This is a genomic window from Salinisphaera sp. C84B14 (assembly GCF_040361435.1).
GTDB lineage: Bacteria > Pseudomonadota > Gammaproteobacteria > Nevskiales > Salinisphaeraceae > Salinisphaera.
In genome coordinates, this window is sequence record NZ_APNL01000003.1 from 1 (window position 1) to 25,626 (window position 25,626).

General features: G+C 62.1%; 26 protein-coding genes and 3 tRNA genes. 13 read left to right on the forward strand and 16 right to left on the reverse strand.

Translation table 11 applies throughout. The annotated features are described in order from the left end of the window. Positions 1–27: 27 nt before the first annotated feature. From C84B14_RS02885 to C84B14_RS02900, 4 genes are all read right to left on the reverse strand, one after another. Positions 28–330, reverse strand: a complete 303-nt coding sequence (locus C84B14_RS02885; RefSeq protein ID WP_209065016.1) for a type II toxin-antitoxin system RelE/ParE family toxin — start codon at positions 328–330, stop codon at positions 28–30. Beyond that, complete coding sequence (locus tag C84B14_RS02890; protein WP_209065018.1) at positions 323–565, reverse strand: type II toxin-antitoxin system ParD family antitoxin; 243 nt, start codon at positions 563–565, stop codon at positions 323–325. The genes C84B14_RS02885 and C84B14_RS02890 overlap by 8 nt, the downstream gene beginning before the upstream one ends. Before the next feature lie 1,067 nt (positions 566–1,632). Further along, entirely contained in the window at positions 1,633–1,878 is a 246-nt protein-coding gene (locus C84B14_RS02895) for an RES family NAD+ phosphorylase (RefSeq protein ID WP_209063776.1), read from the reverse strand. Between the two features lie 98 nt (positions 1,879–1,976). After that, positions 1,977–2,438: an Xre family toxin-antitoxin system antitoxin gene (locus tag C84B14_RS02900; RefSeq protein WP_209063778.1), complete on the reverse strand. Its 462-nt coding sequence runs from the start codon at positions 2,436–2,438 to the stop codon at positions 1,977–1,979. A gap of 846 nt (positions 2,439–3,284) precedes the next feature. Here C84B14_RS02900 and C84B14_RS02905 point away from each other — a divergent pair. Then, on the forward strand, positions 3,285–4,364 hold the full coding sequence (locus C84B14_RS02905) for a phage integrase Arm DNA-binding domain-containing protein (protein WP_209063780.1): 1,080 nt from the start codon (positions 3,285–3,287) through the stop codon (positions 4,362–4,364). Positions 4,365–4,385: 21 nt separating this feature from the next. Beyond that, positions 4,386–4,961: a hypothetical protein gene (locus C84B14_RS02910; RefSeq protein WP_209063782.1), complete on the forward strand. Its 576-nt coding sequence runs from the start codon at positions 4,386–4,388 to the stop codon at positions 4,959–4,961. 24 nt (positions 4,962–4,985) lie between these two features. On the opposite strand, the gene C84B14_RS02915 is transcribed toward C84B14_RS02910, so the two are convergent. From C84B14_RS02915 to uvrB, 12 genes are all read right to left on the reverse strand, one after another. After that, positions 4,986–5,062, reverse strand: a tRNA-Pro gene (locus C84B14_RS02915). Positions 5,063–5,135: 73 nt separating this feature from the next. Next, positions 5,136–5,492, reverse strand: a complete 357-nt coding sequence (locus tag C84B14_RS02920; RefSeq protein WP_353221784.1) for a MerR family transcriptional regulator — start codon at positions 5,490–5,492, stop codon at positions 5,136–5,138. Further along, on the reverse strand, positions 5,476–5,775 hold the full coding sequence (locus C84B14_RS02925) for an integration host factor subunit alpha (RefSeq protein ID WP_353221785.1): 300 nt from the start codon (positions 5,773–5,775) through the stop codon (positions 5,476–5,478). Before C84B14_RS02925 ends, C84B14_RS02920 begins: the two co-directional genes overlap by 17 nt. Before the next feature lie 2 nt (positions 5,776–5,777). After that, on the reverse strand, positions 5,778–8,165 hold the full coding sequence (gene pheT / locus C84B14_RS02930) for a phenylalanine--tRNA ligase subunit beta (protein ID WP_353221786.1): 2,388 nt from the start codon (positions 8,163–8,165) through the stop codon (positions 5,778–5,780). A gap of 58 nt (positions 8,166–8,223) precedes the next feature. Beyond that, entirely contained in the window at positions 8,224–9,225 is a 1,002-nt protein-coding gene (pheS, locus tag C84B14_RS02935) for a phenylalanine--tRNA ligase subunit alpha (protein WP_353221787.1), read from the reverse strand. Positions 9,226–9,404: 179 nt separating this feature from the next. Beyond that, positions 9,405–9,761 (reverse strand): 50S ribosomal protein L20, encoded by a 357-nt coding sequence (rplT, locus tag C84B14_RS02940; protein ID WP_293623632.1) that lies wholly within the window; start codon positions 9,759–9,761, stop codon positions 9,405–9,407. A 114-nt stretch (positions 9,762–9,875) separates the two neighbouring features. Next, complete coding sequence (gene rpmI, locus C84B14_RS02945; RefSeq protein ID WP_293623633.1) at positions 9,876–10,073, reverse strand: 50S ribosomal protein L35; 198 nt, start codon at positions 10,071–10,073, stop codon at positions 9,876–9,878. 43 nt (positions 10,074–10,116) lie between these two features. After that, complete coding sequence (gene infC / locus C84B14_RS02950; RefSeq protein ID WP_293623686.1) at positions 10,117–10,656, reverse strand: translation initiation factor IF-3; 540 nt, start codon at positions 10,654–10,656, stop codon at positions 10,117–10,119. 110 nt (positions 10,657–10,766) lie between these two features. Further along, positions 10,767–12,674 (reverse strand): threonine--tRNA ligase, encoded by a 1,908-nt coding sequence (thrS, locus tag C84B14_RS02955; protein ID WP_353221788.1) that lies wholly within the window; start codon positions 12,672–12,674, stop codon positions 10,767–10,769. A 649-nt stretch (positions 12,675–13,323) separates the two neighbouring features. Further along, positions 13,324–13,400: transfer RNA gene (locus C84B14_RS02960), tRNA-Val, on the reverse strand. An 81-nt stretch (positions 13,401–13,481) separates the two neighbouring features. After that, a complete protein-coding gene (locus C84B14_RS02965; protein ID WP_353221789.1) occupies positions 13,482–14,000 on the reverse strand; it encodes an AAA family ATPase in 519 nt (172 codons plus the stop codon). Positions 14,001–14,039: 39 nt separating this feature from the next. After that, positions 14,040–16,061 (reverse strand): excinuclease ABC subunit UvrB, encoded by a 2,022-nt coding sequence (uvrB, locus tag C84B14_RS02970; protein WP_353221790.1) that lies wholly within the window; start codon positions 16,059–16,061, stop codon positions 14,040–14,042. Positions 16,062–16,286: 225 nt separating this feature from the next. Here uvrB and C84B14_RS02975 point away from each other — a divergent pair. The 11 genes from C84B14_RS02975 (at position 16,287) to C84B14_RS03025 (ending at position 25,592) form a co-directional block, all read left to right on the forward strand. Next, positions 16,287–16,362 (forward strand) — tRNA-Asn (locus tag C84B14_RS02975). Positions 16,363–16,750: 388 nt separating this feature from the next. Continuing rightward, the gene (gene ccoN / locus C84B14_RS02980) at positions 16,751–18,172 is read left to right on the forward strand and encodes a cytochrome-c oxidase, cbb3-type subunit I (RefSeq protein WP_353221791.1); all 1,422 of its coding nucleotides are present in this window, start codon (positions 16,751–16,753) and stop codon (positions 18,170–18,172) included. 17 nt (positions 18,173–18,189) lie between these two features. Continuing rightward, complete coding sequence (gene ccoO, locus C84B14_RS02985; protein WP_353221792.1) at positions 18,190–18,807, forward strand: cytochrome-c oxidase, cbb3-type subunit II; 618 nt, start codon at positions 18,190–18,192, stop codon at positions 18,805–18,807. A 1-nt stretch (position 18,808) separates the two neighbouring features. Next, complete coding sequence (locus tag C84B14_RS02990; RefSeq protein ID WP_353221793.1) at positions 18,809–18,979, forward strand: cbb3-type cytochrome oxidase subunit 3; 171 nt, start codon at positions 18,809–18,811, stop codon at positions 18,977–18,979. Further along, positions 18,976–19,902 carry a cytochrome-c oxidase, cbb3-type subunit III gene (gene ccoP / locus C84B14_RS02995; RefSeq protein ID WP_353221794.1) on the forward strand — a complete coding sequence of 309 codons (927 nt, stop codon included), beginning with the start codon at positions 18,976–18,978 and terminating at the stop codon, positions 19,900–19,902. The genes C84B14_RS02990 and ccoP overlap by 4 nt, the downstream gene beginning before the upstream one ends. A 7-nt stretch (positions 19,903–19,909) precedes the next feature. Continuing rightward, positions 19,910–20,209 carry a hypothetical protein gene (locus tag C84B14_RS03000; protein WP_353221795.1) on the forward strand — a complete coding sequence of 100 codons (300 nt, stop codon included), beginning with the start codon at positions 19,910–19,912 and terminating at the stop codon, positions 20,207–20,209. Further along, complete coding sequence (gene ccoG, locus C84B14_RS03005) at positions 20,206–21,636, forward strand: cytochrome c oxidase accessory protein CcoG (RefSeq protein WP_353221796.1); 1,431 nt, start codon at positions 20,206–20,208, stop codon at positions 21,634–21,636. The genes C84B14_RS03000 and ccoG overlap by 4 nt, the downstream gene beginning before the upstream one ends. Before the next feature lie 5 nt (positions 21,637–21,641). Further along, positions 21,642–22,154, forward strand: a complete 513-nt coding sequence (locus tag C84B14_RS03010) for a FixH family protein (RefSeq protein ID WP_353221797.1) — start codon at positions 21,642–21,644, stop codon at positions 22,152–22,154. Next, positions 22,151–24,613: a heavy metal translocating P-type ATPase gene (locus C84B14_RS03015; protein WP_353221798.1), complete on the forward strand. Its 2,463-nt coding sequence runs from the start codon at positions 22,151–22,153 to the stop codon at positions 24,611–24,613. The genes C84B14_RS03010 and C84B14_RS03015 overlap by 4 nt, the downstream gene beginning before the upstream one ends. Next, a complete protein-coding gene (gene ccoS, locus C84B14_RS03020) occupies positions 24,610–24,861 on the forward strand; it encodes a cbb3-type cytochrome oxidase assembly protein CcoS (protein WP_353221799.1) in 252 nt (83 codons plus the stop codon). The genes C84B14_RS03015 and ccoS overlap by 4 nt, the downstream gene beginning before the upstream one ends. Further along, a complete protein-coding gene (locus C84B14_RS03025) occupies positions 24,858–25,592 on the forward strand; it encodes a sulfite exporter TauE/SafE family protein (protein ID WP_353221800.1) in 735 nt (244 codons plus the stop codon). Before ccoS ends, C84B14_RS03025 begins: the two co-directional genes overlap by 4 nt. Positions 25,593–25,626: the final 34 nt, after the last annotated feature.

The following is a 25,626-nucleotide window of genomic DNA, read 5'->3' on the forward strand; positions in this document are numbered from 1 at the left end:
CCGGGCAAACCATGAGAGCCTGCCACTTCAGTCGCCATTAGTTTCACCGAGATGGCGCAACGGCTCCATTCGACTGTGGAGAATCCGAATGATGAAGATGTCTTCCGCGCGAACCCGATAAAAAATAACGTGGTGCCGATGATCGTGGCGAAGAACCCCGTCGCCGATGCTGGAGCATTCGCGGCCGACGTGCGGCGATCCACACAATAGCCGCATGACTTGATCTAGCTGCTCTGTGTACACGTCGGCCTGCCCGGTGCCGAAGTTCAAGAGCGTATATTCGTAAATCGTCTCGAAGTCTCTCGCCGCCAGGTTCGAGAGCCTATACATCGTGATGTTGCTTCACCCGACAGGCGATATCGTGAATCGATTCTTCGCTTTCCCCGCTTTGCTCACCTGCCGCAACGGCTGCCCTTAGCGCCGCGGTCGCCTGCTCCTGTCGCTCTAGCAACCGCAAGGCGGAGCGTACGACCTCGCTGGTCGAACCATAACGGCCGGACGCCACCAATTCGCCCACAAAATCATCCATTTGCGGGCCAATAGTGATACTGGTTGTTCTACCCATACAGCACCTGTTGTGTGATCTATTCACACAACTATACCAGCAAGTGCCTACCTGCCCTTACCTTCTAACCTGGCCGGCTCAAACTCCCTGTAGCTGCTACATGCTTGCTTACCGCTGATTCAGCGCGCTACACAACATAAGTACAGTTGTGTTGTATCGAGCTAATTACCGTACGATTTAGTACGTATTACATATCGCGTATCAGCACGATTTAGTCAGTTTTATGTGCCCAAGATCGCGGCTACGCGAACCGTTCACCTCTCGTCGTCGTTTACATGGCGCGCCGTACAAGTCGATCAGTTCGAGAGTGTTGTCGTAACAGAATTCGATCCCGCGGCCGAAGCGTCCCCCTGACGCCGCGGCCCGTCGTCGCTTGAATCGCATTTTAGCTGGGCGGATTTCGAAGCCGTCCGATCATCTATCGCAATACCGCGGGTTGATATGATGGGTTTGGGCGCGGCAGTTGGGCATTCACAGGCTTCTTTCCCATTCGCGCAGAGATCGAAGAACTAGCGATCGGCGCGCTCGCGCTGCCGGGCTGTATCCGCCCCGGCTACGACCGGGTGACCCGTTGATGGCCACGACTACCGAACTGAGAGTCGTGCCACGACGCCCTGCCCGCGATCATGGCGCGTGGCGAATATCCTTCGATGGCCAAGGTGCGTGTCGAACTGCGCACCACGGATTCACAGCAGACAATACCCCGGCATATTTAAGTCCATCCGGCAGCGACTGCCTGATCAGATAAGTAGCGGATTTCCCGAGCGCCTGCCCCGAGTCGTCGCCAATGCCGCACACCGTTTCAATTAGGAAGCCCGCGGCTAAGCCAGCGCCGAACTCGAGCGACGGCATGCCACCATGCACGAGCGTAAAAAAACACTCAAACTCGATCTTGAGCAGGCGCTAGAACCAATCAGCTGCTCGACGACCAGGTTGAATACCTACAACAACGCGCCGAGGCCGTGGGTCAAAGAGTCGCTGGATGACAGCCAGCAAGCCCACAGCGAAAACGAACACGACGTCGTGAATGAACGACAAATCCGCCATCGCGGGACGAAAAACGTTGATCAGATAGTTCGAGGCGTACGGCATGAACACGACGGCACCTGGAGAAACGGCTTGTCGCCGGCCTCGAGCCACCCCTGTCCGCCATCGATGGGATCGTTCGGCACACGCGCGACAAGCTCGAGTTCGCCCTCCCACACATCGAGCACGACCAGCCGATGCGTGAGCGACGCATTCGCCAGACACATGCCGGCGTGAGCGAGCTTTTCGAAAACCGCGAGCGCGGGATGTTCCGCCGTGTAGATCACCGGATACCTACAGGCGTCCACCGTCGGCTTTAGAGTTTCAGCGCCCTTGCAGCTTAGATCCTAGGCATAGAGTTACTGTGCAGCGCGATAACGCCGCATCAAGCATCAATGCCGTACATCATTCGGCCGAGCACCTGTTCGACCCACTCGGTACCGCTTTCGGTATCGGCCAAGGTAATCGGGGCCTGGCCCTCGAATACGTGATTCGGATTGTTAAGCCAATTCATCGCGCGATCCTGATCTCCAAAGGTTTCTTCAGCGAACGCGATGATCCGGGCAACGCGCAGCACAGCCTCCGAAGCGTGCTTCGAAAGGCGTTTCGATTTGCTCTTGCCTGCTGAAATCAACGTCGTGCGGGGCACAACCTGATCGAACAGGCGCTTAGGAACACCACTGTTCTCGCGAAGATAGCGCGCGCAAGTGCCCGGTAGACCATTCCGTACAGCCTTTGTAGCTGTCGCTGGCTCTCGGAAATCAGTAGCGGCGATGTTAAGGACTTCAGCACTCCCTAAAAGGGCAACAACACGTTCGCTCGTGCCAATGTCAGCCTTTACTTTCATAGCAAACACCTCGGTATCGCCAAATCGATCGCGCCCGCGTTCGTCTATGACTGGGCGAAATGTATACGCGACCCGCTTATGTCCGCTGAGACCGTTGCGGATTCACCTCGGTGTTCAACCCAATCTCGTATGCGGTGGCCGGGGGCCGCTCCATAGGGCGATGGGAGCAGTCCTACTCGTGTAAGACAGCCGAAAATCGCGAAAAAGCACGATTTTAGTAATTATGCTCGCAGCGCGGTGAGCTTGGCCACAGTAAATTTCACGAACGTCACTACCCTTACTGTGAGTTTGAGAGCTTTGAGGATCTTACCTATTAATAGCATGCGCTCAACCCTCCCGACTTCGAAGAATGAGATCGTATTGATAGCGCTCAATCGTATCCGGGCGCCACTTTATGGCTTGAGCGAGCTATTTATAATCTGTTCGGCCAAGTCGCGCCGCCCTGTAAACGTTCGGCGCCACGTACGACACGCACTCCTGCCCGACCGCTGTCAAGAGCTCAGCCGATACGACGTGGGCACCTTTGTTTTCTCAGAGCTAAAGCCACCTGGCATGGCGCGTTGGCCGACGGCGCTGGCTCTTAAAATCGCATTGAGCTCTCGAGCCTACGGGGCATCGCCATGCGCCTAACCTCGATACCGAGATTCCTGAAGCAGTACTTCGAGCCGGGCTCGGAGCCTTGCGCGCGGACCGTGCGTAGAGGCATTGAACGCGGCGATATTCCTGGGCGAAAAGTTGGCGGCCAGTGGTTTGTCGATCTGCATCTTTTTGAATCTGGGAACGATCCACTTGTCGCGCGTGTGCTAGGCGGCGACGATATGAGACCAGGTTCATAAATAAAAAGGCATGGCTAGACCAAGAACCGCCGCCAACCGAGGGCTTCCGCAGAATCTTCATCTACACGCGCCTTCAGGTCTCTATCGGTACAAGCATCCTGTCACGGGAAAGTACCACTACCTATCGCGCGATCGCGCGGAATGCATTGCGGCCGCGAAGAAGCTCAATGCGATGCTTCTGCCTTCGAACGATCTTGTGTCGCGCGTCGTAGCGCCGAGCCTCTTATTCGACAAGCTGATCGCTCTATATAAAGAGAACGAGCTCGCGCACCGGAACCTCGCCGAGAAAACGCAGACCATCTACAACCACGCGTTGCGCCGTCTCGACGAGCAGTTCGGGCAGCGCGACGTAACCGAGCTGACTGTTCGTGATCTCGCCTCGGGGGTCGACGAACTCACCAGCGGAGGCCGGATGCGCAATCAATACCGCAGCCTGCTGATCGAGCTGTTCCAATACGCGCGAGCCGAAGGCTGGCGCGAGGACAACCCAGCGGATGCGCTGCGAATCGCCAAGACCACAAGACAGCGCGCCCGTTTCACCTGGGCGGGTTTCGTCGCCGTCTATCGCGCTGCCCCGCCCTGGCTACGCGTGGCCATGGGGATCGCGCTGTATTCGCTACAGCGTGAAGGCGATGTGCTGTCGTTCGAATATCCGCGCGATGGCGTTTGGCGGTTCGAACAAGAGAAAACCGGCACGCCGCTTGAGATCACTATCGAAGGCGGTCTGGCGCGCGCGATCGAACGAAGCCGGGACGATGTTGTGAGTCCGCTAGTTGTTCACCGCTTACCGGAGAAAGCCCGCCCGCGCCACATGCGGGCGAAGAAACGCACCCATCACACGCAGGTGCTCAAAGATCAGCTGATCCGCGAGTTCGCTAAGGTGCGGCGCGCAAGCGGGTTTTACGACGGGGTGGCGAATCCGCCGACATTCCACGAAATTCGCAGTTTAGGAGCTCACCTCATGCGCGAAGCGGGACACGATGAAACTGTTATTCAGCTACTACTCGGCCATCAGGATGTCGAACAGACCCGCGTTTATCTATCCGATCATAAACGTAGTCATGTGCGAGTCGCTGCCGCGTCGTTCTAAGCCCCTCTCACGGATGAAGCAATGCTCGTAGAACTTATAGCGCCTATAGCACTCGGCTTCCTCGGCGGTTGGCTTCGGGACGCTTGGAAGGAAAGTAGCGGGGACCGACGTGCCCACCTGTTGGTTCAGCGCGAGCAAATCGAGAAACTTGCCGACTCATTGCTGATTTTTCATGGAGTGTTTAAAGCCGAGCATCGTGCATTGAAACGCACACTCCAGCAGCTACCCGGGGCCGAAGAGCCTTCCCGAATTACTCGCGACGACGAGTTTGCTGCTGTCGAGATGCTGGTCGAACTATATTTCGATCAACCCGAACGGGCTCAGCTTGGAAAGATCTCACACGTACTATCGCTATACGACAATCAACGACAAGATCCGTTCGTACAACTCGCGTTAGACAACCACCACCGATACGACCCAGGTGCGCGAAAGCTCGTAGAGCTCGCATGCGATATGCACACGGTGGTATACGAATTCGTCGACCTACTAAAAATTCGCGCTCAAGCGCTACGAGCGGAACTGAGCGGCAGTAGTTTCGGTGTAGTTTCGGTATGGAAGCGGTATGGGAAGAAATGGGCCTTCTGGCGAAAGCCCTAACCCGCTGATACCAGAAAAGAAAGATGGTCGGGGTAGCAGGATTTGAACCTACGACCTTCTGCACCCCATGCAGACGCGCTACCAAGCTGCGCCATACCCCGAGAAGTTGCGTATGTTAACAGAGATATGCCGTACGTCGAGCAATAATCGTCAAACACGGACACATCGATTTACTTATTCCAGACGCTGCGCGATTGCCTCGAGTTCCTGGCGAATCGAGGCCAGCGAATCGGCCGCACTGGCGACCGGCAGCGACGCAAGAACACGCCCTTTATCGCGTAGCTGAAGGCGTGCCCCCTGGATCGTGAAACCCTGCTCATATAGCAACATCCGGATATCGCGCGCGATAATCACATCATGCTGCTGATAATAACGACGGTTACCGCGCCGCTTCACCGGCTTGAGCTGCGTGAACTCCTGTTCCCAGTAACGCAGTACATGCGGCTTAACCCGACACAGCTCGCTGACTTCACCGATGGTGAAGTAGCGCTTGTCGGGAATTCGCGGCAGTTCTTCAGCTGTTTGCGTCAATGCTCGACTCGACCCGTGCGCGCATCTTCTGCCCCGGCTTGAAGCTCACCACGCGACGGGCAGAGATGGGAATCTCTTCACCGGTCTTCGGATTGCGTCCCGGGCGTTGATTCTTGTCCCGCAGCTCGAAGTTGCCGAACCCAGACAACTTGACGTACTCGCCGTCTTCTAGGGTCTGACGTACCTCTTCGAAGAAGCAGTCGACGAACTCCTTGGACTCGCGCTTATTGAAACCGAGCTGTTCGAATAGACTCTCGGTCAGATCCGCTTTGGTCAGTGCCACGCTTATTCACCCCTGATTCGCGCGTCGCAGCGTTCACGAAGAACAGCCAGAACACGATCTATTATTTTTTCCACCCGATCGTCAGTAAGCGTGCTCGCTTTATCTTGGAAAATCAAGCCTAAAGCTACGCTCTTGAAACCAGTCTCAAGGCCTTCGCCGCGAAACATGTCGAACACCTGGATCGATCGGAGCTCGGGCGAGTCGACGCTTTCGATGGCATCGACGAGGGCCGCCACCGGCACCCCATCGGCCACCACCAGCGCGAGATCCCGGCGCACCGTCGGCTGCTCGGAAAGCGACTCGAAGCGGATGCTTGACGCCTTCGCCAGAGCTTCATAATCGACCTCAAAAACATAGGGTAAGCCTATGTTCTTGTACCGCTTTGCCATGGACGGCGACAGCTGGCCAAGCCAGCCTACGGCAACGCCGTCGAGCAGGATTCGCGCACTGCGGCCGGGGTGCAACGCTGGATGGCGGGCGGCTTCAAAGCCTAGGCGCCCCGCACTCCCTGCAAATAGCGCCTCGACGTCCCCTTTCACATCGAAGAAGTCGATGGCGCGCGCCGGGCGATCCCAGTGCGTGTCTTCAGCAAGCCCGCTGGCCAGGCCCGCCAACGTATCGTGCTGAGCGATGCCGTTCTCGGCATCTTCGTCCGGAATGAACCGCAGGCCCCGCTCGTACAAGCGGATACTGCTCTGCTGGCGACGCGCGTTGTGGTGCCAGCTCGGCAGCAGGCTCGCCCAGAGCGTGCGCCGCATTTGCGCAAGCTGATCGGAGATCGGGTTGTCCAGCAAAACCGCCGGCTCGCCGCCGGTAAGATCGGCATGCAGCCCGGGTTCGACAAAGCTGTAGGTAATCGCTTCGCTGTAGCCCCGGGCCTGCAACGCGGGCGCGACATGGCCGGCCGGGTCGTAGCCGCCGTCGGCGGGCACCGGCGGCAGTGCCACGCCGGGGTCGCTGCTCTGGAGCTGATCGTAGCCATAGACACGCGCGACTTCCTCGATCAGATCGGCTTCGATTTCGAGGTCATAGCGCCAGCTCGGCGGCCTGGCCATCCAGCGTTTGGCGCCCGCTGTTTCTACGTCGATGCCGAGCGCCGTCAGCGATTTCTCGATCCACTCCGGGGCAATCGGCTGACCGAGCAGCCGTTCGACGTGCGCGCCGTCAAGCGCGATGTGTCGTTGCTGCGGCCATACCGGCGCGCCGTCGGCAACGCTGACCGGCCCGGCACGACCACCGCCGTGGGTAGTCAGCAGTTCGGTGGCACGCTCCAGCGCGACCGGATGCAGCTCCGGATCGACGCCACGTTCGAAGCGGTGCAGCGAATCCGTATGAATCTTATAACGACGTCCCTGCCCTGCGACCGCGGCGGGCGTGAAGCAGGCGGACTCGAACACGACATTACGGGTGTCGTCATCGACCGCGGTGCGCTCACCGCCGATCATGCCGGCGATCGCCACCGGGCCGGCGTCGTCCGCGATCACGAGCGTTCCGGCGGCCAAGGCCACCTCTTCGCCGTCGAGCGTTACGATCCGCTCGCCGTCCACGGCGAGCCGCACCCGGATCGCGCCGTCAAGTTTGTCGGCGTCGAAGGCATGCATCGGCTGCCCGAACTCGAGCATTACGTAGTTGCCGATATCCACAGGCAGGCTGATCCGGCGTATGCCGCAACGGCGCAGTCGCTCGGCCATCCAGACCGGGGTGGGCGCAGCGGCCGACGTGCCTTCGATCGCGCGTGCCGCATACGCCGCACAGCGCTCGGGCGCATCGATATACACCACCGGCTGGGTTTCAACCGTCGCCGATACGGGGGTAACCGTCGGTTCCTGCATGGCCACGCCCTGGGCCACGGCGACTTCGCGCGCTACGCCGCGTACGCTCAGACAATCGCCCCGGTTGGGCGTCAGATCGATATCGAGGATGCGATCCGGAAGGCCGAGGTAATCGCTCAATGCCATGCCCGGGCGGGCGTCCGCGCTCAGCGGCCACAAGCCGCTCGCGTCCGCGCTCAAGCCGAGTTCGCTCGCGCTACAGAGCATGCCGGCCGAGGCCTGGCCGCGAATTTCCGCGGCTTCGATGGTCAGACCGTTCGGCAAGGTCGCGCCTACGCGAGCGACCGGCACTACGAGACCGGCGCTGGCGTTTGGCGCTCCGCAGACGATGGATAGCGGGCTCTGCTCGCCCACATCGACGCGGCACAGCTTGAGCCGGTCGGCCTCCGGATGCGGTTCACAGTCGACAATACGGCCCACCACCACGCCGTCCAGCGCCGGGCCGCCATCAAGCAGGTCATCGACTTCTAGGCCCGCCATGGTCAGTTGTTGGGCCAGCGCATCGATCGAAGCGCTCGTAGCGACCCATTCGCGCAGCCATTGTTCGCTAATCTTCATACATCAGCCAATATCGAAAGAACGGTCGCCCAAGCCACGTGCACAGCAGGTGCGTGAGCTAGGCAAACTGCCCGAGAAAACGCAGATCGTTGTCGTAGAACTGGCGCAGATCGGTCACGCCATAGCGCAACATGGCCAGGCGCTCCACGCCCATACCTATCGCATAGCCGGTATAGCGCGTGCTGTCGATACCGGCGGCTTCGAGTACACGCGGGTGCACCATTCCGCAACCCAGCACTTCCATCCAGCCCGAACCGGTACCCAGGCTACGGCCGTCGATATCCACCTCCGCCGAGGGCTCGGTAAACGGGAAATACGACGGCCGGAACCGCAGCTTAAGGGGCGTTGCAAAAAACGCCTCCAGAAACGCCTGCAGCTCGGATCGCAGCTGGGCAAAGCTGACGTTCTGCGCCACGTAAAGGGCTTCTACCTGGTGAAACATGGGGCTATGGGTGCGATCGGAATCGCAGCGATAGACCCGCCCCGGCGCGATGATGCGAATGGGCGGCTGGCGCGATTCCATGGTGCGCACCTGCACCGGCGACGTATGGGTTCGCAGCAACAGCCGGGCGCCGTCGACATAGAAGGTGTCCTGCATCGCCCGCGCCGGATGGTCCGGCGGCACATTCAGAGCTTCGAAGTTGTGATAGTCGTCCTCGATCTCCGGCCCGTGCACAACCTCGAAGCCGTTGTGCACGAACAGGCGCTCGATGCGTTGACGGGTTAGCGTGATCGGGTGGGTGGCGCCCGGCGTACGCCCACGGCCGGGCATGGTGACATCCACGCTTTCCTCGGCCATGCGGCGCTCCAGCGCCTCGGTTTCGAGCGTGTGGCGGCGGGCGGCGATAGCCTCGGCCAGCTCATCCTTGACCCGATTGATGCGCGCGCCCTCTTCCCGGCGCTGTTCCGGCGCCAAAGCCCCCAGCTTCTTGAGCTGGGCGGTCACACGGCCCTTCTTGCCGAGTAACGCCACCCGGTGTGCGTCCAGGGCTTGAAGGCTTTCGGCCGCCTCGACGTCAGCCACAGCCTGCTCGCGCAGGCGATCGAGTTCGCTAGTCATGCGCCGCAACTCCTCGGGCAGGCGTCTTCGTAGACCGCCGGCCGATGAAATAACCGCTCACAAACACGAAAGGGAAAGGCAGTCGCCTTTCCCTTTCGAAGAATGCTCGCGCGCTCACCGGCATCGCCTACGATACCGGCCGGTCGAAACGCCCGATTAATTAAATCGGGCGACACGGGTCAGGCCTGGGCGGACTTCGCCTGCTCGACGAGCGCCGCGAACGTGGCCTTGTCGCGTACGGCGAGATCAGCCAGGATCTTGCGATCCAGCTCAACGCCGGATTTCTTCAAGCCGTTCATGAGCTTGCTGTAGGAGATACCCAACTCCTTCGCACCCGCGCTGATGCGCGTGATCCACAGCGCACGAAAATCACGCTTGCGGTTGCGACGGTCGCGATAAGCATACTGACCGGCCTTGAACACGGCCTGGCGGGCAACGCGATACGTGCGACTGCGCGCACCGTAATAACCCTTGGCCTGCTTGAGCACTTTTTTGTGACGGGCCTTGGCCGTCACGCCGCGACTGACTCGTGCCATTTTCGCGTTTCCTGTTTATAACTGTTTGAAAACAATACGCCGCCATACGAACTTGAATGACGACGAGCCGAACTGTTGTGCAATAGCGCGGCAACCACGGGCCGCGCGCCACCGCTACTTGTAGGGGATCAGGCGATCCATCGCAGGCTGATCACAATGCGCCACCAGCGCACCCTGCGCCAAACGGCGCTTACGCTTGGGCGCCTTCTTGGTCAGGATATGGTTGTCGAAAGCGCGACGGCGACGGAGCTTGCCGCTGCCGGTACGCTTGAAACGCTTTGCGGCACCGCGGTTCGTCTTTAGCTTGGGCATAACTTCTCTCTAAATCGACATGTCCCCGCGACACGGGGGCGGGTTACTTCTTGCTGTTCTTGGGCACGCCCTTGAGAGGCGCCATGACCATGGTCATGAGACGACCCTGCATTTCCGGATGCTGCTCAACGCCGGCCATTTCCTCAAGATCATCGCGAACACGGTTCATCAACTCCATGCCGAGTTCCTGGTGCGCCATTTCGCGACCGCGGAACCGCAGCGTGATCTTGATCTTGTCGCCGTCCTCCAGAAACTCCTTGAGCTTACGCAGCTTGATGTTGTAGTCGCCCTTGTCCGTACCCGGGCGAAACTTCACTTCCTTGAGCTGCGTTTGCTTCTGTTTCTGTTTACCGGCCTGCTGCGTCTTCTTCTTCTCGAAGATGTGCTTGCCGTAGTCCATGATCCGCGTGACCGGCGGATTGGCGTTCGGCGAGACTTCGACCAGGTCGAGCGAGTACTCGCCTGCTTTTTCAAGCGCATCCTCGATTCGCATGATGCCGACTTGTTCCCCGTCGGGGTCGATCACGCGGACTTCCCGCGCGGTTATCGCATCGTTGCGACGATCCTTTTGTCCAGAAGCGATTTCAGCGTCCTCCTTGCATTACCGGCATATTCGTACAGCTTGATGCGTGCACGAATTGCGCGAAGCGCGCGAGTATATCAGATGATCGCGCGCAAACCAGCCTCCAGCAGCTAATTTCTTGCCTCGATGCGCTCGTGCGCCAGCGCGACGAACGCTTCGACGCTCATCGTGCCGAGATCCTCGCCTTCCCGTGTGCGCACGGCCACCGCGTTCGACTCGACCTCGCGATCGCCGACTACCAGCAGATACGGCACGCGCTGCATCGTATGTTCGCGAATTTTGTAGCCGATTTTTTCGTTGCGCAAGTCGGTATCGATCCGTAGCCCGGCATCGCGCAGCGACTCAGCGGTCGCGTTGACGAATTCGGACTGAGCATCGGTGATGTTGAGCAGAACCGCCTGTGAGGGCGACAGCCACAGCGGCATCGACCCGGCATAGTGCTCGATCAGAATACCGATGAAGCGCTCGAGCGAACCGAGGATCGCGCGATGAATCATCACCGGCACCTGGCGGTCGCCGTTTTCGTCGACGTATTCGGCGCCCAAACGGTCGGGCATCGAAAAATCTAGCTGCACGGTGCCCAGCTGCCACACCCGATTCAAACAATCGCGCAGGGAGAACTCGATCTTGGGCCCGTAGAAGGCGCCCTCGCCCGGCTGCAGCTCGAAGCCCAGACCCTTGTCTTCAAGACACTGCTGCAACGCCGCCTCGGACTTGTCCCAGACATCATCGGAGCCCACGCGTTTTTCCGGGCGGGTGGAGAGTTTGATGAGCACGTCGTCGAAGCCGAAGTCGCGATACACCGTATACAACAAGTCGATGAACGCACCGACCTCCTCACCGACCTGCGCCTCCGTACAGAAGATGTGCGCATCGTCCTGGGTAAAGCCACGCACCCGCATCAAACCATGCAGCGTGCCCGAGGCTTCGTTGCGATGGCAGGAGCCGAACTCCGCCAAACGCAGCGGCAGGTCGCGATAGCTTTTCAGCCCGCGGTTGTAGATCTGCACATGGGCCGGGCAGTTCATCGGCTTGACCGCGAACTGGCGTTCTTCGGAGCCGGTGATGAACATGTTGTCCATGAACTTGTCGGCGTGGCCCGACTTTTCCCACAGCGACAGGTCGATCAGCGACGGCGTATGCACCTCGCGATAACCCTGACGCTTGAGACGCGCGCGGATATAGTCGGTGATCTGCAGATAAATCTGCCAGCCGCGATCGTGCCAGAACACCATGCCCGGCGCTTCTTCCTGAATATGGAAAAGATCCTGGCGGCGACCGATCAGACGATGATCGCGTTTCTTGGCCTCTTCGATATGCGCCAGATAGGCCTTCAGGTCCTTCTGGTTCGCCCACGCGGTGCCGTAGATACGGGTTAGCATCTCGTTATCGGCATCGCCGCGCCAGTAGGCGCCGGCCAGGCTGGTCAGCTTGAAGGCACGCAGGTGGCGCGAGTTTGGCACGTGAGGACCGATACACATGTCGGTGTAGTCCTCATGGTGATACAGGGCGATCGTCTCGCCCTCGGGAATCCCCCGCACGATTTCCTGTTTGTAAGGCTCGTTACGCGCCTCAAAGGTGGCGAGCGCCTTTTCACGGGTGACCACCTCTCGGATCACCTCGTGATCGCGCTCGGCCAGCTCGTGCATGCGCGCCTCGATATTGTCCAGATCTTCGGGGGTCAGCGTGCGATCGATGGCGATATCGTAATAAAAGCCGTCGTCGATGACCGGCCCGATGGCCATCTGCACGTTCGGATAGATCGTCTTGAGCGCCTGACCGAGCAGATGGGCACAGGAGTGGCGGATGATATCCAGGCCTTCGGGGTCGCGCGCGGTAATCAACGCGACCTGGGCATCGTGATCGATCTCGACACAGGCATCGGCAAGGCGCCCATCGATACGGGCCGCGAGCGTGGCTTTTGCCAGCCCCGCGCCAATCGACTCGGCCACCTGCATGCCGGTCACCGGCTGCTCGAACTGCTTGACGGAACCGTCGGGAAGGGTAATGGCGGGCATGGCATTCCTTTTCGTCAGTGGCGGCCCATACCAAAGGCCGCGTGCATGTCGTTCGCCGCTTGGCGAATGCCTTGAACAAAAAAGCCGCGGGCGGGACAACCCGGCTGCGGCTTTCTCGATCGTTCTGGTAGGCGCGAGTGGATTCGATAACCTCGCAAAGCGAGGTAACGCGACCGAAGGGAGTCCGCAGTATCGGCTTCGCCAGAAGCCGGCAACCCCGACCCGCAGGGTCGGTGGTGAGAATCCCGTCGATCGCCGCGATATCGAAACCACGGCACGACAGCCAGATATAAATAAACTGGTAGGCGCGAGTGGATTCGATAACCTCGCGAAGCGAGGTAACGCGACCAAAGGGAGTCCGCAGGATCGGCTTCGCCGAGAAGCCGACAACCCCGACCCGCAGGGTCGGTGGTGAGAATCCCGTCGATCGCCGCGATATCGAAACCACGGCACGACAGCCAGATATAAATAAACTGGTAGGCGCGAGTGGATTCGATAACCTCGCGAAGCGAGGTAACGCGACCAAAGGGAGTCCGCAGGATCGGCTTCGCCGAGAAGCCGACAACCCCGACCCGCAGGGTCGGTGGTGAGAATCCCGTCGATCGCCGCGATATCGAAACCACGGCACGACAGCCAGATATAAACAAACTGGTAGGCGCGAGTGGATTCGAACCACCGACCTCTACCATGTCAAGGTAGCGCTCTAACCAACTGAGCTACGCGCCTGTCGAGGTGCGAAACGATACCGGCGCGGGCGGGCCGAGGCAACCCTTTTGCCGAAACATTTTTGCGTTCACCTACGTTTGCTTACTTCGTACGGGGATCACAGAACGATAGCGCCTGCGCGGTCAGTTCACCGAGTTCGGAGGCGCTATCGAGGCGAAGCACCGGTACCGCGCGTTGCGCGAGCCAGGCCTGGTGCCGCGCCAGCGAACGCCCCGGACGCTCGCCCGCATCGTATCCGGCCGCCCATTCAAGGAAACCCGGCCTCGCCCCGCCGTAGCGACTTTGTTCGCGCGCTCGCAGACGCACCATACGGGTCGCCGTATCGGTGTAAAGGAAAATGATGCGGTCGAAGGCGGCTTCGATCGCATCACCCCACCCCATGACCGAGCCGGCCACTACGGCCTGCTGAGTCTTGCCCAACGCCTGAAGCAGACGATCGGCGCGCTCTGGCGCATCGTATTTGTACCGGAACGGCGGATTGCTGGGTTTCCAGTAGTAATCATCCGCTTCGATCCATGCCGCGCTCAGGCGATTTGCGAGTACTTCAGCAAGCGTGCTCGTGCCCGAACCCGGCCCGCCGGTAACCAGTACATGCATCATCTGCGCACGCCTGCCTCAGCCAAGAAATAAGCGCGACGTTCAACCCGCTTTCGCCGGCAGCTCGAAAGCGTGCTCGCGCAGCTTGCCGATCCGGTCGCGGATCTCGCCGGCCTGCTCGAATTCGAGGTTCTCGGCGTGCTTGAACATCTGTTTCTCGAGCTTCTCGATTTCCTTGGCCAGCTGGCTCGGGGTCATGCGTGCATAGTCGGCGCCGACCTCGGCCACCTTCTTGCGCTCCTTGACCTCGCTGTATTCCTCGTAGCCGTGGCGCATGACGTCGGCCACCGCCTTCTGGATGGTTTTCGGCGTAATGCCGTGCTCTTCGTTGAAGGCGATCTGCTTGGCGCGACGTCGCTCGGTCTCATCCAGCGCCCGGCGCATGGAGCCGGTGATCTGGTCCGCATACAGAATGGCGCGCCCGTCCACGTTGCGCGCGGCTCGGCCGATGGTCTGAATGAGCGATCGCTCGGCGCGCAGGAACCCTTCCTTGTCGGCATCCAGAATGCCCACCAGGGCGACTTCGGGAATATCCAGGCCCTCGCGCAACAGGTTGATGCCCACCAGCACATCGAACTCGCCGAGACGCAGGTCGCGGATGATCTCGCTGCGTTCCACTGTATCGATATCCGAGTGCAGATAGCGCACGGCGACACCCGCCTCGTGCAGGTATTCGGTCAGGTCCTCCGCCATGCGTTTGGTCAGCGTGGTGACCAGTACGCGCTGATTCTTTGCACTGACTTCCTTGATCTCGGACAGCAGATCGTCGACCTGGTTGCCGGCCGGGCGGATTTCCACCTCGGGGTCCACCAGGCCGGTCGGGCGCACCACCTGCTCCACGGTGTTATCCGCATGCTCGGTCTCGTAGGTGCCCGGCGTAGCCGATACGTAGATCATCTGCGGCGCGACGCGCTCGAATTCCTCGAACTTCAGCGGCCGGTTATCCAGCGCCGAGGGCAGCCGAAAGCCGTACTCCACGAGCGTTTCCTTGCGGGCCCGGTCGCCCTTGTACATGCCGCCGATCTGCGGAACGGTCACATGCGACTCGTCGAGCACCATGATGGCGTCGTCCGGCAGATAATCGAGCAGACAGGGCGGCGGCTCGCCCGGCGCGCGGCCGGACAGATACCGCGAGTAGTTCTCGATACCCGAACAGAAGCCGATTTCGTTGATCATTTCCAGATCGAAGAGCGTGCGCTGCTCTATACGCTGGGCTTCGAGCAGCTTGCCCTGGGATTCGAACTGTTTGACCCGCTCCTTCATCTCCGCCTTGATCGAATCCATGGCGCCGACCATGCGCTCGCGCGGGGTCACGTAATGGGTCTTGGGATAGATCGTCAGGCGCGGCACCTTGCGGTTGACCGTGCCTGTCAGCGGGTCGAAATACGACAGCCGCTCGACCTCGTCATCGAACAGCTCGATACGCACGGCCTCGTCGTCGGCCTCGGCCGGAAATACGTCGATGATCTCGCCGCGTACCCGATAGCAGCCGCGTTCGAGCGCCACATCGTTGCGCTTGTACTGTAATTCGGTGAGGCGCTTGACGATATCGCGCTGGCCGATGCGATCGCCCTGATCCAGATGCAGCACCATCGAGAAATACGCTTTCGGATCACCCAGGCCGTAGATCGCCGATACCGAGGCCACGATGATCGTGTCGCGACGCTCCATGAGCGCCTTGGTCGCCGACAGGCGCATCTGCTCGATATGCTCGTTGACCGACGAATCCTTCTCGATGAAGGTGTCCGAGGCCGGGACATAGGCTTCCGGCTGGTAATAGTCGTAGTACGACACGAAGTACTCGACCGCGTTGTCGGGGAAAAACTCGCGCATTTCCCCGTAAAGCTGGGCTGCCAGCGTCTTGTTCGGCGCCATGACAAGCATCGGCCGGCCCGACTGCATGGCCACGTTCGCCATGGTGAACGTCTTGCCCGAGCCGGTGACGCCGAGCAGCACCTGGTGGGCCAGCCCGTCCTCCAGGCCTTCCACCAGACCTTCGATCGCCGCGGGCTGATCGCCGGCTGGTGCCCAGTCTGCCTTGAGTTTGAAACTGCTTTCGCTCATGAACATCCACGATTGGCACGATTAACCCGAAAACAAGCGTCGTGCGAGACGGTTCGATCACCTGCCCGGGGCCTACGTCGAAACACCCGTGCCGGAGGCGCGGCCCACCACGGAATGACTCGTGCTACGAACCATAAAAATTTGCGATTCGTGCTTGCCAAACGCATGGCAGTCCCCTAGGATACGCGGCCTTCGCTACAGAGCGAACACAAGCGGATATCCGATTCCCCGGTAGCTCAGTTGGTAGAGCGGGTGACTGTTAATCACTAGGTCGGCGGTTCGAGCCCGTCCCGGGGAGCCATCCCCAGTTTTCGGATAATCCATGCAGGCCGGCAGATGCCGGCTTTTTTGTGTCCGCCGTATTCCTGCCGCGCCTTCGAGCGCCCCGGCCAACCCCACGGCCACCGCGAAATTCAGCGCGTTCTACGCTCTTGCGATCCATGCCCCACGCGCGCGCACCGAGGCTGTTCATGCCCCGCGCACCCGGAATTTCATGGCCGACGATCGGCCGCAGCACCCGTCGTACGGGATGTCGCTACGCGCTGGGCGTCATATTTGATTTAGATCAATTCGCTCACCCTGCCCGGGGTCTAGCATCTGCGCGTCGCCGTACCCCGGCTCGCTGAGAACAATACGAAATCGCAGCGAAAACCGGGGGTTGTCTGGTCTTGCAACCGCTGGAACGATCGATGGACGCAACCCCGCGCTATAACGAAAAGGTGGTGCGCCAGTTTGCACTGGTCACCGTGTTCTGGGGGATTATCGGGATGGCCGTGGGGGTGTTGATCGCCGCCCAGCTGCTCTTCCCTTCCCTCAATTTTGATATCCCGTGGCTGACCTACAGCCGCCTGCGACCGCTGCATACGAATGCGGTGATCTTCGCGTTCGGCGGCTCGGGCCTGTTCGCCACTTCTTACTACGTGGTGCAACGCACCTGCCACGCCGGCCTGTTCGGTGATCGCTTCAAGCTTGCCGCCTTCACCTTCTGGGGCTGGCAGGCAGCCATCGTCGGCGCGGTGATCTCGTTGCCGCTGGGCCTGACACAGGGCAAGGAATACGCCGAGCTGATCTGGCCGATCGATATCCTGATCGCAGTGGTCTGGGTGGTCTACGCGATCGTGTTCTTCGGCACCATCGTCAAGCGCAAGACCAAGCACATCTACGTGGCCAACTGGTTCTTTGGCGGCTACGTGCTCGCCGTCGCGCTGCTGCATATCGTCAACAGCATCCAGATTCCCACCTCGTGGACGCACTCCTACCCGGTCTATTCCGGCGCGGTCGATGCCATGGTGCAGTGGTGGTACGGCCATAACGCGGTGGGCTTTTTCCTGACCGCGGGCTTCCTGGGCATGATGTATTACTTCGTGCCCAAGCAGGCGGGCCGCCCGATCTATTCCTACCGGCTGTCGGTGGTGCACTTCTGGGCGCTGATCTCGGTCTATATGTGGGCCGGGCCGCATCACCTGCACTACACGTCGCTGCCGGAATGGGCACAGTCGCTGGGCATGGCGTTCTCGCTGATCCTGCTGGCGCCGTCCTGGGGCGGCATGATCAACGGCATCATGACCCTCTCGGGCGCCTGGCATAAGCTGCGCGACGATCCGATCATCCGCTTTCTGATCGTGTCGCTGTCGTTCTACGGCATGGCCACCTTCGAAGGCCCGATGATGTCGATCAAGACGGTGAACGCGCTTTCGCACTACACCGACTGGACCATCGGTCATGTCCACGCCGGCGCACTGGGCTGGGTGGCCTTCATCACCATCGGCTCGCTGTATGCCCTGATTCCGCGCCTCTATGGCAAGACGCAGATGCACAGCGTCAAGGCGATCAGCCTGCACTTCTGGGTGGCCACGATCGGCGTGGTGCTCTATATCGCCGCGATGTGGATCTCGGGCGTGATGCAGGGCCTGATGTGGGGCGCCAGCAACCCGGATGGAACGCTGACCTACAGCTTCATCCAGGCGTTGCAGGCGACCTACCCCTACTACGCAGTACGCCTGCTGGGCGGCCTGTTGTTCCTTGCCGGCATGTTCATCATGGCCTGGAACACCTGGCGCACCATTTCCGGCCCGCACCGCGTCGCGCAGACCGCGCCGGCCACGGCTTAATCCAGGGAGATCCATTCATGGCATCGCATGAAGTAGTCGAAAAGAACATCGGGCTCATGGCCATCCTGGTCGTGCTCGTGGTGAGCATCGGCGGTTTGGTGGAAATCGTGCCGCTGTTCTTCTCTGCATCCACGACCCAGCCGGCCGAGGGCATCGAGCCCTACGGCCCGCTGGAGCTGGCCGGCCGCGATATCTATGTACGCGAAGGCTGCTACAACTGCCATTCGCAGATGATCCGGCCGTTCCGCGCCGAAACCGAGCGCTACGGCCATTACTCGGTGGCCGGCGAGTTCGTCTACGACCGTCCGTTCCAGTGGGGCTCCAAGCGCACCGGGCCGGATCTGGCTCGTATCGGCGGCCGCTATACCGACGAATGGCACCGCGCCCATCTGGTCAACCCGCGCGACGTGGTGCCGCAGTCGAACATGCCGGGCTTTCCCTGGCTTGCCGACAACGAAGTCGACGCCGAGCAGGTGGTCACGCGCATGCGCGTTCAGAAGGACTGGCTGAACGTGCCCTACACCGACGCCCAGGTAGACGAGGCCCAGGCGAAGCTGGAGGGCAAGACCGAAATGCAGGCCGTCATCGCCTATCTGCAGCACCTGGGCACCAATTTCTCGGCGCAGGAGAAATAGCATGACCGTCGGCACATTGATGGGAGTCATCACCCTGGTGTTCTTGGTGATGTTCCTTGGAATCGTCGTGTGGGCCTACAGCAGCCGCCGCCGTGCGGACTTCGATGAAGCCTCGCGTCTGCCTCTTAACGACAATGGCGATGACCGCCAGCATGGGGAGCGTCGGTCATGAGTAATTTCTGGAGTCTGTTCATCACCATTCTGGCGCTGGCGAACATCGTCGGCTGCTTTCTGCTGATCCGCTGGACCGCCAAGCCGCGTCCCGGCGAGGCATCGGCCGACCAGACCACGGGTCACGTCTGGGACGGCGACCTGATGGAGTACAACAAGCCGATGCCGCGCTGGTGGCTGTGGCTGTTCTATCTGACCATCATCTTCGCGCTGGGCTATCTGCTGCTCTATCCGGGACTGGGCAAGTTCGAAGGGCTGTTGGGGTGGAGCCAGTACGACGCCTACGAAGAGCAGGTCGCCGAAGTCGAGCAACGCGTCGCGCCGCTGTTTGCCGAATATGCCGCCACGCCGATCCCCGCGCTCGCCGAGAACAGCGACGCCATGGATACCGGTCGGCGCCTGTTCGCCAACAACTGTGCGGTCTGTCACGGCTCGGACGCCCGCGGTGCGACCGGCTACCCGAACCTGACCGACAACGACTGGCTGTATGGGGGCGCCCCCGAGACGATCACGCAGACGATCATCAACGGGCGCAGCGGCATGATGCCGGGCTGGAAGCCGGTGCTGGGCGAGGACGGCGTCAAGGAAGTCGCGGCCTATGTGTACCAGCTCAACGGCCGCACCTCGCCCAACCCGGAACTCGTTGAAGCCGGCAAGCAGCGTTTCGCGGCGACCTGTGTGGGCTGCCACGGGATGGACGGTACCGGCAACCAGGCCATCGGCGCACCCAACCTCACCGACGATGTCTGGCTGCACGGCGGTTCGATCGAGCAGATTCGCGACATCGTCGCCAACGGCCGCACGAACCAGATGCCCGCCCACGGCGACCTGCTTGGCGAGGATCGCGTGCATGTGCTGGCGGCCTATGTCTACAGCCTGTCGCACCCGGACGGCGCGGCCGCCACGCCCAGCGATAGCGAATAGGCATGCCATGAAGAACACGACCTACTACAAGCGTGATACCCGCCGTCGCATCCATGTCTGGGGGGCGACACTCTGGCCGGCGTTTCTTGTCGCCGGCGTGGGCTCGATCGTGTTCTTCGCCAATATCGATCCGGCAACGCTGCGCATGCAGACGTTGCCGGACATTCAACTCAGTAGAGAAGCCGGCTACGCGATCGGATTTCTCATGTTCTGGGCAATCGGCGCGGCCTCGAGCGCGTTGACCGTTGTTCTGATGCGTCGGCCCAGAACCCCACGCCCCGACCCCACGCCACGTGATACGAAATGACGACCCGCCAGCAGACGCATCGCAATAATCGCAAGGGCGCGTCCGCCGAGGCCGCACCGGTACAGCCGATCAGCATGTACCAGTCGCGGGCCAAGACCTACCCGCGCGAAATCAAGGGCTTCTATCAGCGCCTGCGTACGATCATGGTGTTCGTGCTTCTGGGCCTGTTCTATCTGTTGCCCTGGGTGCCCTGGAACGGTCGCCAGGCGGTTCTGTTCGATCTGCCCGCCCGCCAGTTTCATATTCTGGGCCTGACGTTCTGGCCCCAGGATTTCATCTATCTGACCCTGCTGCTGGTGATCTGCGCGCTGGGCCTGTTCTTCGTAACCGCCGTGGTCGGCCGGGTGTGGTGCGGTTATGCCTGTCCGCAGACCGTCTGGACCGAAGTGTTCCTCTGGGTCGAAAGCAAGATCGAAGGCGATCGCATGCGCCGCATCAAGCTTGACCGCGGCCCCTGGAACGCTGACAAGATCTGGCGCAAGACCGCCAAGCACACGATCTGGGTGCTGCTTGGGCTGTGGACCGGCTTTACCTTCGTGGGCTTTTTCACCCCGATCACCGATCTCGGCGCGCGTTTTCTCACCCTCGACGTCGGCGGCTGGGAACTGTTCTGGACGCTGTTCTACGGGTTCGCGACCTGGGGCAATGCCGGTTTCCTGCGCGAGAACGTCTGCCTGTACATGTGCCCCTATGCACGGTTTCAGAGCGCGATGTTCGATCGCGATACCTATACCGTGTCCTACGATCCGAACCGCGGCGAACCCCGCGGTCCGCGCAAGCGCAGCACGGATCCGCGCAGCGTGGGGCTGGGCGACTGTATCGATTGCACCATGTGCGTCCAGGTCTGCCCGACGGGTATCGACATTCGCGAAGGCCTGCAGTACGAATGCATCAACTGCGGTGCCTGTGCCGACGCCTGCGATACCGTGATGGATCGCATGAACTACCCGCGCGGGCTGATTCGCTATACCAGCGAAAACGCCCTCGAAGGCAAGCGCGCGTCGCTGCTGCGCCCGCGGGTGATCGTGTATGCCGCGCTGCTCGTCCTGCTGGCGGCGGCCTTCGTGCTGGGGATCGGGCTGCGCAATCCGCTGCGCATGGACATCCTGCCCGACCGCAACGCACTGTATCGCGTGGTCGACGACACCCATATCGAGAACGTCTACACCATCAAACTCATGAACATGAGCCAGGAGCCGCGGCTTTACCGTGTCGAGGTCGAAGGCAACAACGCCTACTCGGTCGATACCGACCCCGAACGGGTACGGGTTGCGCCGGGCGAGGTGCGCAATCTGCCCGCTCGTGTGGTGGTCGACCGCGGTGATGTGCAGGGGGGTGGCCACGACATCGTGTTGCGCGCGTATAGCGTCGATGGCCAGGTATCGGTCAGCGAAACCACGCGTTTCCACGTACCCGTCAACCGGTGAATAGCATGTCCATGACCCAAACCACGCGCCCCTGGTACCGCCACGTATGGCCGTGGGCGCTGATGGCGCCGCCGGCGGCCTCGGTGGTCTTCTGGGTGGTCATCATCACCACCATGGCCGGGCCGCCCGATCTGGTGGTGGAAGACTATGCCAAGGTCGGCCTGGCCTACACCGAAGACGCAAGCGCGCGTGAAACCGCAGAACGCCTGCAGATCAGCGCCAACGCCCAGGTCGATCGCGATACCGGCCGCGTGAGCCTGCGCGTGGACGGCTTCGAGGACGCGCCTGCGACCCTGCGTCTAGCGCTGGTGCATGCCACCCGTGCCAGTGGCGATCAGACCATCGAGCTCGAGCGCAACAGCGCGGGCATCTACCACGGCAGCACGGCTGCGGCCATCGTGGGCGATCGCGAGCTGCGCCTGGCGCCGGCCAACGGCGCCTGGATCGTGACCGGCCAGCTCGATGCCGACCATGCCAGCGTGCGGCTGGCCCCACACGGTGGAGCCGATAGCGCGTGAGCGACGCCGCCGGCCATTGCTATCACTGTGGCGAGGCCTTGCCGAAAGGGCCGGTGCGTCGTGTTGCGATCGCCGGCGTCGAACAGCCCATGTGCTGCGCCGGCTGCGAGGCGGTCGCACGGCTGATCGACGAAGGCGGCCTGGGCGAGTTCTATCGCTTTCGCAGCGAATACGCGCCCACCCCCGACAGCCAACTGGCACAGGACGACGAATGGAACGCGTACGACCGCGAGAGCGTGCGCGAGAACTATGTGCGCACGCTCGACGACGGCCTGTGCGAAGCCGTGCTGCTGCTGGAAAACATCACCTGCGCTGCCTGTAGCTGGCTGATCGAGCGCGTGCTCGCCGATGAGCCCGGCGTCGAACGCATTCAGGTCAATCCTGCCACCGGCCGCTCGATTCTGCGCTGGCAGAGCCAGAGCGCTGCCCTGTCGACGCTGTTGCGGCGTATTGCCCAGCTGGGCTATCGCCCGCATCTGCTCAGCGCCGACCAGGCGGTACCGCTGTTCACCCGCGAACGCCGGGCTGCACTCAAGCGCCTGATCGTCGCCGGCCTGGGCATGATGCAGGTGATGATGTATGCCGTCGCGCTCTATGCGGGGGCCATCTACCACGACATGGACGCCGATATCGCGCTGTTTCTGCGCGGAGTGAGCCTCATCGTGGCCACGCCGGTGCTGCTGTATTCGGGCATGCCGTTTTTGCGCGGCGCGTGGCGCGACCTGCGCGCACGCCGGCCGGGCATGGACGTGCCCGTGAGCCTGGCGATTGGCGGCGCCTATGTCGCCAGCGTCTATCATTTCTTCACCGGCGGCGAGATCTATTTCGACTCGGTGACGATGTTCGTGTTCTTTCTCACCACCGCCCGCTTCCTGGAAATGAGTGCGCGCCATCGCGCCGCCCAGGCCACCGGCGACAGTGCCCGTGCCCTGCCCGCCACCGCGCGCCGAATCAGCGCCCAGGGCGACACCGAAACCGTGGCCCTGGCCGAACTGCGCGCCGGCGATCATGTACGCGTGCCGGCCGGCGCGGTCGTACCCGGGGATGGGCGCATCCTCGCCGGCGAAAGCACCTTCGACGAATCACTGTTGTCCGGCGAGTTCATGCCGGCACGTCACGGCGCCGACGAGACCGCCATCGCCGGCAGCCTCAATCTCGGTTCGAGCGTCGATATCGAGCTGGAGCGCATCGGTCAGAACACGCTGGTCGCCGGTATCGTGCGCCTGCTCGAACGCGCCCAGAGCGAGCGCCCGCGGCTGGCCCTGCTCGCCGACCGTATCGCCGGCGTATTCGTTTCGGCCGTGTTGTTGCTGGCCAGCGCCACCGGGCTCTACTGGTGGCAAACAGCACCCGACCAGGTCCTGCCCATCGTGCTGTCGGTGCTGGTCGTAACCTGCCCCTGTGCGCTGTCTCTGGCCACGCCCACGGCGCTGGTGGCGGGTACGGCATCGCTGGCACGCCGCGGCCTGCTCGTAGCCCGCGCTGGCGCGCTGCAGACGCTGGCCAATGCCGACCATCTCATTCTCGACAAGACCGGCACGCTCACCGAGGCCCGCCTCGGCATCGAACACGTCGAATGCCTGGGCAGCGACTACGACGATGCCTACTGTCGCCGTCTTGCCGCCGCGCTGCAGGCCCACTCGACCCACCCGATCGCCCGGGCCTTCGAACAGGACAGCCACGATTCGCTGCTCGCCGAGGACGTTCAGGAACACCCCGGCCACGGCATCGAAGGCACCGTGGACGGACATCGCCTGCGGCTGGGGCAACCGGCCTGGCTGGGCCTGCCTGAACAGGCCGACGACAGCGGCACGCCGATCGTGCTGGAAATCGATTCGCACCCCACGGCGCGCTTCATCCTGCACGACACGCCGCGCCCGCAGGCGCAAGAGGCGCTGGCCGCCCTGCGCGAATTCGGCCTGAGCCTGGAAATCGCCAGCGGCGACAGCCCCGGCGCGGTCGCGGCCATCGCCCGGCGCATGGGCGTGGACAGCTGGCACGCCCGCATGACGCCTGAAGACAAGCTCGCACGTCTTCGCAGCCTGCAGGCCGAAGGCAAGCGGGTGGTCATGGTCGGCGACGGCATCAACGATGCGCCCGTGCTCGGTGGTGCCGATGTGTCGGTAGCCATGGGCAGCGGCTCGGTGCTGGCCCAGGCCCAGGCCGACATGCTGCTCACCCGCGCCGAACTCGGCGATCTGGCCAGCGGCATCCGCATGGCACGTCGCACCATGCGCGTCGTGCGTCAGAACCTGGCCTGGGCGGCCTGCTACAACCTGGTCGCCCTGCCCCTGGCAGCCGCGGGTATGGTGGCGCCGTGGATGGCCGCACTGGGCATGTCGGCCAGTTCGCTGCTGGTGGTCGCCAACGCTGCCCGCCTTGCCCGTGCCGACCAGCAAACCCCCGTCGTGGCCAGCGAGCGGCTGCGCCCGGCAGCCGTGCCGGCGGTGTCGACATGACCATCGTACTCGTGCTGCTGCCCTTGACGCTGCTGCTGGTCGGCATCGCCGTGTGGGCCTTCTTCTGGGCCGTCGGCGACGGCCAGTTCGACGATATGGACAGTCCGGCCTACCGGATTCTGCTGGATGACGACGACTGGTCGACCGGCGCAGACCAGGACCAGCCCGCCGACGGTGGCGGCGATACGCAAGCCGAAGAGCATGCCGACGCCGACGATGGCGTCCAGCCGCCGGAGCGCCGGCGATGAACGCGGACGGGCTCACCTTCGCTGCGGCCCTGGTCGCCGGTCTGGTCGGCAGCTCCCACTGTATTGCCATGTGCGGCGGCATCGCCCTGGCCTTCGGCGCGCAGAGCCGGCGTCGGCCGATCGTTTCCGCCCTGCTCTACAACAGCGGCCGCATCACCAGCTATGCCATCGCCGGCGCGCTGGCCGGGGGCCTGGGCGTCGGCCTGGGTCAGCTGCTCGACCCACAGCTGCTGATCGTCGTGCTGCGCGCGCTTGCGGGCGCGATGCTGGTCGCCATCGGCCTGCAGATCGCACTGAACTGGCGTCTGCTGCGGCCCATCGAGAATCTCGGCTTTCGCCTGTGGCAGCGCGTCTCGCCGGCCGCGCGATCGCTGATCGGCCGACGCGGCGCGCTGCCGGCCCTGTTACTCGGCGGCCTATGGGGCTGGCTGCCCTGTGGCCTGGTCTATTCCATTCTCGTGGCGGCGACATTCAGCGGCGGGAGTCTGCAAGGCGCCGGGCTCATGCTCGCCTTCGGGCTGGGCACCGCACCGGCACTGATTGCCACCGGGACCGCCGCATCGCGGCTGCAACGATTCACCCGCCGGCCCGCGTTCCGTCGTGCCGGCGGGGCGTTCGTGGTGGTGCTGGGGCTGCTGACCGCGCTCATGCCCTGGCTGATGCACCACGCTCCGCCCGGCGGTTATCTCAACATGCTCGGCCTGTGCGGGCCGGGCGAAACGCTTTTGTGAGGCTGGGTTCGCTTTGTTGTGCCCACGCTGATGT

Coding starts and splice junctions, on each gene's coding strand:
- thrS (WP_353221788.1), bottom strand. CDS start 12,674: ATGCCCGCCATTACCCTTCCCGACGGTTCCGTCAAGCAGTTCGAGCAG.
- rplT (WP_293623632.1), bottom strand. CDS start 9,761: ATGGCACGAGTCAGTCGCGGCGTGACGGCCAAGGCCCGTCACAAAAAA.
- rpmI (WP_293623633.1), bottom strand. CDS start 10,073: ATGCCCAAGCTAAAGACGAACCGCGGTGCCGCAAAGCGTTTCAAGCGT.
- C84B14_RS02910 (WP_209063782.1), top strand. CDS start 4,386: ATGCTCGTAGAACTTATAGCGCCTATAGCACTCGGCTTCCTCGGCGGT.
- C84B14_RS02885 (WP_209065016.1), bottom strand. CDS start 330: ATGTATAGGCTCTCGAACCTGGCGGCGAGAGACTTCGAGACGATTTAC.
- ccoO (WP_353221792.1), top strand. CDS start 18,190: ATGGCATCGCATGAAGTAGTCGAAAAGAACATCGGGCTCATGGCCATC.
- C84B14_RS03010 (WP_353221797.1), top strand. CDS start 21,642: ATGTCCATGACCCAAACCACGCGCCCCTGGTACCGCCACGTATGGCCG.
- ccoG (WP_353221796.1), top strand. CDS start 20,206: ATGACGACCCGCCAGCAGACGCATCGCAATAATCGCAAGGGCGCGTCC.
- C84B14_RS03000 (WP_353221795.1), top strand. CDS start 19,910: ATGAAGAACACGACCTACTACAAGCGTGATACCCGCCGTCGCATCCAT.
- C84B14_RS02965 (WP_353221789.1), bottom strand. CDS start 14,000: ATGATGCATGTACTGGTTACCGGCGGGCCGGGTTCGGGCACGAGCACG.
- pheT (WP_353221786.1), bottom strand. CDS start 8,165: ATGAAGATTAGCGAACAATGGCTGCGCGAATGGGTCGCTACGAGCGCT.
- ccoS (WP_353221799.1), top strand. CDS start 24,610: ATGACCATCGTACTCGTGCTGCTGCCCTTGACGCTGCTGCTGGTCGGC.
- pheS (WP_353221787.1), bottom strand. CDS start 9,225: ATGACTAGCGAACTCGATCGCCTGCGCGAGCAGGCTGTGGCTGACGTC.
- C84B14_RS03025 (WP_353221800.1), top strand. CDS start 24,858: ATGAACGCGGACGGGCTCACCTTCGCTGCGGCCCTGGTCGCCGGTCTG.
- C84B14_RS02990 (WP_353221793.1), top strand. CDS start 18,809: ATGACCGTCGGCACATTGATGGGAGTCATCACCCTGGTGTTCTTGGTG.
- ccoN (WP_353221791.1), top strand. CDS start 16,751: ATGGACGCAACCCCGCGCTATAACGAAAAGGTGGTGCGCCAGTTTGCA.
- C84B14_RS02890 (WP_209065018.1), bottom strand. CDS start 565: ATGGGTAGAACAACCAGTATCACTATTGGCCCGCAAATGGATGATTTT.
- ccoP (WP_353221794.1), top strand. CDS start 18,976: ATGAGTAATTTCTGGAGTCTGTTCATCACCATTCTGGCGCTGGCGAAC.
- C84B14_RS02900 (WP_209063778.1), bottom strand. CDS start 2,438: ATGAAAGTAAAGGCTGACATTGGCACGAGCGAACGTGTTGTTGCCCTT.
- C84B14_RS02905 (WP_209063780.1), top strand. CDS start 3,285: ATGGCTAGACCAAGAACCGCCGCCAACCGAGGGCTTCCGCAGAATCTT.
- uvrB (WP_353221790.1), bottom strand. CDS start 16,061: ATGAGCGAAAGCAGTTTCAAACTCAAGGCAGACTGGGCACCAGCCGGC.